The organism is Cyanobium sp. Maggiore-St4-Cus, assembly GCF_024345615.1.
Lineage (GTDB): Bacteria > Cyanobacteriota > Cyanobacteriia > PCC-6307 > Cyanobiaceae > Cyanobium_A > Cyanobium_A usitatum.
Genome location: NZ_JAGQBL010000027.1, coordinates 1 through 6,168, shown reverse-complemented (window position 1 = coordinate 6,168; position 6,168 = coordinate 1). Strand labels below are relative to the sequence as shown.

Annotated in this window: 6 protein-coding genes; all 6 read right to left on the bottom strand. The window is 53.9% G+C overall.

Going from position 1 to position 6,168, the window contains the following annotated elements; genetic code table 11:
• Nucleotides 1-405: 405 nt before the first annotated feature.
• The 6 genes from KBY99_RS14770 to KBY99_RS14745 all read right to left on the bottom strand — a co-directional run bounded on the left by KBY99_RS14770 (nucleotide 406) and on the right by KBY99_RS14745 (nucleotide 5,036).
• Nucleotides 406-762 carry a hypothetical protein gene (locus KBY99_RS14770; RefSeq protein ID WP_254999816.1) on the bottom strand — a complete coding sequence of 119 codons (357 nt, stop codon included), beginning with the start codon at nucleotides 760-762 and terminating at the stop codon, nucleotides 406-408.
• Nucleotides 763-764: 2 nt separating this feature from the next.
• Nucleotides 765-1,031: a hypothetical protein gene (locus KBY99_RS14765; RefSeq protein WP_254999814.1), complete on the bottom strand. Its 267-nt coding sequence runs from the start codon at nucleotides 1,029-1,031 to the stop codon at nucleotides 765-767.
• Between the two features lie 259 nt (nucleotides 1,032-1,290).
• Nucleotides 1,291-1,860, bottom strand: a complete 570-nt coding sequence (locus tag KBY99_RS14760) for a tyrosine-type recombinase/integrase (protein ID WP_254999812.1) — start codon at nucleotides 1,858-1,860, stop codon at nucleotides 1,291-1,293.
• Nucleotides 1,861-2,122: 262 nt separating this feature from the next.
• Nucleotides 2,123-2,416: a hypothetical protein gene (locus KBY99_RS14755; RefSeq protein WP_254999811.1), complete on the bottom strand. Its 294-nt coding sequence runs from the start codon at nucleotides 2,414-2,416 to the stop codon at nucleotides 2,123-2,125.
• Between the two features lie 11 nt (nucleotides 2,417-2,427).
• Complete coding sequence (locus KBY99_RS14750) at nucleotides 2,428-3,111, bottom strand: hypothetical protein (protein ID WP_254999809.1); 684 nt, start codon at nucleotides 3,109-3,111, stop codon at nucleotides 2,428-2,430.
• A 467-nt stretch (nucleotides 3,112-3,578) separates the two neighbouring features.
• A complete protein-coding gene (locus KBY99_RS14745) occupies nucleotides 3,579-5,036 on the bottom strand; it encodes an AAA family ATPase (RefSeq protein ID WP_254999808.1) in 1,458 nt (485 codons plus the stop codon).
• Nucleotides 5,037-6,168: the final 1,132 nt, after the last annotated feature.

Here is a 6,168-nt window from a genome sequence, read left to right as displayed (position 1 = left end):
AGTGGTGGCTAGAAGCCCTTCCTGCTGGAGCTGACGCACCAGCGATAGGGCTGAGCGCCTAAATAGGGCTGACCTGCTGGTGCCTAGCTGCATTGCGGCGCAGTCAATGAGCAAAGTTTCACCTTCGCTGCACCTAATAGTTAGCGGCGGGCGCTTGTGGCGGTCTTTCTGTTTCATCTGAAAGTTATTTGAAAGGTGGTATTCCACCTCTGTAAATCCTAACCACCAAAAACGAAAAGGAACAACGTCGCGCTTCTATGTGCGGCCATTGAACTGGACTACTAGCCCAGCAATGGTGGCCTCAAATAAAAGTAAGCAATAAAAAAGCGAGGGAACCACCCCTCGCTCGTACTCTATTTACTCTTAGGAAGCGACAGTTGCTTGAAGCTGCCTTTAATAGTTTAACTACTTTTCGCCAACAATATCTTTCCAGCTCAATCGACGGCGAATAATTGCACCAGTGGTTAGATCACGCCATTCTTCAAAGCCGTTGGCATCAGTGCGTTCAAGCACCAATTGCCCATCAAAGCGGGGCTGGTGGCCACTATGGGCAGGATCGGCAGCGTCAACGGTGAGCCTTGCTGCTCGCATTGGTGGCTGGTGCTGCTGCGCGTTGCTGCCTGCTTGTTTCCAAGCGTTCTGAAGCTTGTCTAGGTAGGCAGCTTCAGCAGCAGCAGCAGCGCCAGGGGCTAACTGCCGCCAGTTCTCAGGTAATTTTCTGCCTTGTAGACAATGAGGCGTTATGTTGCGGGGGTTGGCCATGATTAACAGTCGATGTTTACCAAGTCTTTTTGCATTGCCTTTTGAACTTCAGCAGCTTTTCGTTTTTGAAGAGCTTCTGCCACGTCGAAGACGGACGCTGCCTTATCAAAAGCAACGCCTTGCTCGTTGTAGAGCGCAATCAGCGTTGAGGCAGGATGGCGCTTCTGGCTGCGAGCTTCCAGCATTTTCTGCTCTAAATCCCCAGCATCACTGGCACCAAGGGCTTCTTTGAGCATATTTTCTAGCCGCAGATAGCGGTGGTATTCCACTTGATAGGCTTCTCGGCACTCCAAGTAGTTTGTGGCACAAGGCGCTGCTTTTTTCGTCACAAGCAAAGAGCAATTGCTTCTTTAATTATAAGCGGTGGAAATACAAAAAAGCAAAACTCTTTACTTTTGCCCGCCTCTCTATTTTTGGGATACCCGCCGATGCCACGCGCAAAAGTGCCGGTTGTCGCTCTAGGGCTTTTTCCAAAACATTACTGTTGTAATGTTTGCTTTTCAAGGTTCGATTAGAACCTTGATTTTCTTAAGCAAGCATTGCAGCCAGCACGTCTTCTTGCGAGGCAGTTAGATATTCGCCCAAGCTGGAAAGGCTTTTGTGACCTGTGGCCTTTTGCACCACTGGCAGAGGCACTCCTTTTGCAACGAGGTTTTGCGCCATCGTCCGCCTGAAGGAGTGCAAGGAAGCTCCTTCAATGGCAACGGCTTTGCAGGCAGCCCTGAAGGCCTTGTCTGCCGCCTGTCGCGTCATTGTTGAAGTAGTAGAGCCTGCGGCTGGAAACAATGCTTCTGATGGCTTTGGCTGGTGACCGTGCTCCTTTGCCCAGTGCTCCTTATAAGCAGCAAGCTCTTCAGCAAGAGCAGGAGCTTGAAGGAGCTGCCGCGTTGTTTTCGTTTTCGTAGTGGAACGTCTGAAGGTGACCTGCTTGCTGCCCACATCGCCCCAAGTGAGCAAAAGCGCCTCACCGATTCGCGCTGCGGTCCACTGCTGCACTGTCCACAGGCATCGATGCTTTGCAGAAGGAGCAGCAGCCAAGAGCGCCTTGAGCTGCTCGTCGGTGAGCGCGGCTGCTTTGTCGTGACGGTTGACTTTCATAGCAGTGCCATCAGTGGTGATAGCACTCTATCAGTTGCTCTTCTCCCAATAGAGCAACCACCCAGTGCCAGACAGGCTTGAGCTGCTAGCGCCTGCCAGAAGCTGCTAGCAGCGCCTTATTGAGAATGGCAAAAGCTCGATATTTAGCACCAAGCGCTAAGTCCGCCTTGATTTTCTCTTCTGCCTTCCACTTCCTTTTGCACCATTGGAAGACGGGCAAATAAAAGGCGGCAACCAGTGGCACAAAAGAACAGACTTCAGGCTACTTAACTTCGGGGCAGACTTCTGCCATTGCGGCTGCTTGGCCTGCTAAATATGCCTTAATTTCAGATGGACCAAAACCATTCGCACGCAGGCTTGCTTCGTTACTTTTTACTTTGTCATAACGCCAATAACTGATACCCGCAGAATTATATCTACGGCCAATATCGCAAAAACTCATCAGGTCGGCTCTTAGTGGTCCTAGAAAGTTATATTTCGCTTTTTGCCATGTCAATCCCCAAGCAGGGCTAGCTGTAATTAGTAGAAATGCAAAAGTTGCAAGACGGGTTTTCATGCAGAACTATTTCACCGGAGCGTATTAGTGGCAAATATAGTTGCACCGGCACGAGCTGAAAGCGTAGCGCCAAGGCCAAAGCCCACTTGCTTGTCGGCTTTGCCTGCTGTCAGTGATTGAGCGGTGCTATCAGTGACGGGCTTTTTGCCAATGACGCGCTCCACTGTCCAGAGGGTGCGGTTGCGCTGCTGATGCTTTGAAAAGGCGTAGCCAAAGGCCAGGTCGCCATCGGCAAAACCATCAACGCCTTTCACGCCAATAGCAACCAACTCGTCAGTGGTGAGCACTAGAGCGTTGTCAGCAGCTTCTGCCAGTGCCTTAGCGCGGCGCAGTGGGTCAGCAGTGGGCAGTGAAAGCGTGTTGCCCATTGCTTTTGCAAGGGCCAAAGCCAAGTCTTCAGCAGCAGCTCCTGATGCTTTTTTCGTGGCACTGATGGCACCACTGCCACCAGTGATAGAAGCCTTTGAGCCAGGAAAATCCTTGAGGGTGCCGCCTTGCTGAAGGTGCTGGTGGAGATCGTCCGCCAGGTCGATGAAGGCGCCAGGCCAGCGCGTGTCAGTGCTGCTGACGCGCACAAGCTCCACACCTAAAGCAGAAGCCCTGCTCTTGAGCGCGTTGCGGGTGATGCCCCATCGCGCTTCCAGCTCCCTGATTGGCAGATCCACCACCACCAATTCTGCTTCTTGTCCTGTCACTGCTATCACCACTGAGATCAGTGCAACCATTGTCAGCAGCTTTTGCCGCTTGTCAATGGCTTGTCAGTGATTGCACCGCTGCAAGCAGTGAGAAGAAGAAGCGGGCAAAAAAGAAGGTACGGTCTTCTTCTTCTCTCTTCCCTACCCCCCCCCCCCCCATGCCTTGTGTTTGACCTTGAGAGGTTTTTCCCTAGTTCGCTTCTGCTGCAAGGGGAGACGGCGAAAACCTATAAGAGCAAGAAGGCAATAGGAAAACGCTGAGGATGGTTGCGCTGCAAGGGGAGACGGCGAAAACCTATTGGCAAAAAGACTTGAAAGGAAAACGCTGAGGATGGTTGCGTTGCAAGGAGAGCTGGCGAAAACCTATTAAGGGGGGTGTATGTGTATAGGGGGAGGGGGGGTAGAAGAAAAGGCCAAGAAAAAGGCCCTGCCGAAGCAGAGCCGCACCTTCTTTTTTGCCCGCCTCTTCAAAAGAACTCTTCTGCTGACTGGGTTTCTTCCTTAGGCGCTTGCTTTTCCAGCTCAGCCAAGCGGGACAGGCCCTGCTCTGTAATGCGGTTGCCAGTGCCGTGGCTTCTCACAAGCCGTTGCTGCCTAAGTCTCGTTAGGGCACACCACACGCTGGCGCTGCTCTTCTTAGTGGCTTCTGCCAAGGCGCTTGGCTTAGTGAGTAAGCCAGGGGTTTGCTGGTGGCGGTGAATGGTCTTGAGCAGGAGGTCACCGATGTTCTCTTGGAAGTGAGAACCTCCTACGAGCTGGAACTCCCCATCGACGCGGTGATAGTTGAAGCTTCTAGGACTTTCGCCCCTGAACTTCTCCACCGTCCACTTGTAGACAGGAGCTTCTCCTTCTTCCTTCTTCAGCTTTTCGATGCGGTGGACTGCTGAAGGCACTTCCTGCCAAGCGGGATGGCCGCCTACGGCTTTCATACCTTGGCCGCTGCGCGTTGTATGGCAGTTGATCCACAACGCCGCAGAGGGGCAGACAATGGCTTTCAGGAGCCGTAGGTACTGATCCACTGGCCCCGTATAGGGGCTGATACCTGCGCCTTGAAAACAAGCGTTGGCAGTGTCGATCACCACCGCCAGAAGGTCGCCTTGTGCCATCCGTTGAGCCAGCCGCTCAAGGTTTGGCAGGCTTACGTTCCAAGCGGCTTCTCCTGCTTCTGAATCTTCAGCCCACACTTCAATGTCTGCCCCGCGTTCAAAAGACTGCAATTGATCGCAGTAGGTGTTGACCATTCCCCAAGCAGAAGCGCCGCCGTCAGTGGCAATAAAAAGCACCTTGCCTTTTGTTTGCCCGCTGCCTTCCTGCTGATCCAGAAAGCCGCTGCCAATGCAGATGCTGGTAGCAAGCTCCAGTGTCATCAAGGTTTTTCCTGCGCCGCCGTCAGCAGCTAGAACGTGCAGATCGTTCTTAAGAGCAAAGCCAGGCTGTAGCTGTTGAAGGCCAGGACCAGGATCATCTTTGCCAATGGTTCTAGTTCTGGCTGGTGCTCTTGCTCCAGTGAGTAGCCCTTTCTTCTGGCCCCATAAAGCAAGAAGCCTTTCTTGCAGCACTTCCCGCGTTAGCTGGTAGCCCCAAGCTCTGCTCTTGAGCGCGTCCACCAGTGGCTGATCTTCAGCAAGGGTGGCGGCCAAGAGCTTTTCCAAAAGAGCAGCAATGGCCTTTGCCGTTTTGCTGTCATCGTCTGGCTCGCTGATGGCAGTGACAGGGGCCGACTTTTCTTTCTTTTCTGGCTTTTTGGCAGTGGTAGCAGGGGCTTTGGCAGGCTTTTGAAATAAAGCAGCAGCTTCTTCAAGCTTTTCTGCTGCTCCTGCAAGCTCTTCTGCCGTCAGGTCGTCAATGCTGCCGCCTGCTGGAAGATGGGGCCAAAGAGCTTCAGCAGCTAGGAGCACAAAAGGAAAACCAATGGCTTCAGCCACTGCTTGAAGATCAGCAGCTTTTGCTTTGCCCGCCTTGTCGTTGTCTGCCAGGTAGACAATGCCCTCAACGCCAGCGCCTCGCAGGCGCTCGTAGCGCGGGGCTACAAGCTCTTGGCTACGAGCAAAGAAGCCAGGCTGGCTAATGGCAGATAAGCCAATGCTGCTGGCGATGTCGGTGCACTTCTCCCCTTCAAGCTCCAAAAGCCAGCCACCAGACGCCAGTGCGGCTGCCTCGTTGTAAGCGGGCCAAGGTGCATCGCCAGGCCCTTTGCTGAAGCCTTTGGCGTGTGGGTAGAAGCTCTTCGTGCCATCCGCGTGATCTTTTCGCTGTGCCTGCTGCCCTTCTGAATAGGTGTAGTAGATGCCTGCTGCTGTGACAACGCCTTTGGCAGGCTTTGCTTCAGCAGATAAGCGGGCAAGAGATAGTGCAGGCTTTGGCGCTTCTACAAGCCGCAGGGCAGGGCGCTTTTCTTCGTGCAGCTTGAAAGTGCTGGTGCGGCCATCACTGGCATCGCCGCAGTAAGCCCAGTTCTGAAAATCTTGGCCAAGCACCACCTCGCCAATCTTCAAGCCAGAAGGAGGGGAGAAGGAAGAGCCGTGATGGCAGAGCACCAGGGCGCCATCGTCACTGAGGCGACAATCACCGCCTTTATCGTCCCTGCCGCAAACAGGGCAAGGGCTCGATGGGCTGCTTGGTAGGAGCCTTGAAGAAGGTGAAGCGGTCACGCTGCCACCCCCTTTTCTTTGCCCGCCCTTCCAAGGGCACTGGCTAGAATTGTTGTGGTGGTAAGGGGTTGCGTCCCCGCTAGGGGTACGGCTATTCTTCGGTAGGTCACAGACTTGAGGGGGGAGGTCATTCCCTGCCTCTGAAGAGCCGCTCCTTGCAGGGGGCGGCTTTTCGCTGTCTGGCTAGGCCAGTGCAGCTATCAGAAGGTCCGCTGTATTGCGGGTGATGGGAGCGTTGTAGCGGGATTAAGCGGCGTCTTCAAGGGCCAAAGCCCTAGTAGTGGTGGCTAGAAGCCCTTCCTGCTGGAGCTGACGCACCAGCGATAGGGCTGAGCGCCTAAATAGGGCTGACCTGCTGGTGCCTAGCTGCATTGCGGCGCAGTCAATGAGCAAAGTTTCACCTTCG

Coding starts and splice junctions, on each gene's coding strand:
- KBY99_RS14770 (WP_254999816.1), bottom strand. CDS start 762: ATGGCCAACCCCCGCAACATAACGCCTCATTGTCTACAAGGCAGAAAA.
- KBY99_RS14760 (WP_254999812.1), bottom strand. CDS start 1,860: ATGAAAGTCAACCGTCACGACAAAGCAGCCGCGCTCACCGACGAGCAG.
- KBY99_RS14755 (WP_254999811.1), bottom strand. CDS start 2,416: ATGAAAACCCGTCTTGCAACTTTTGCATTTCTACTAATTACAGCTAGC.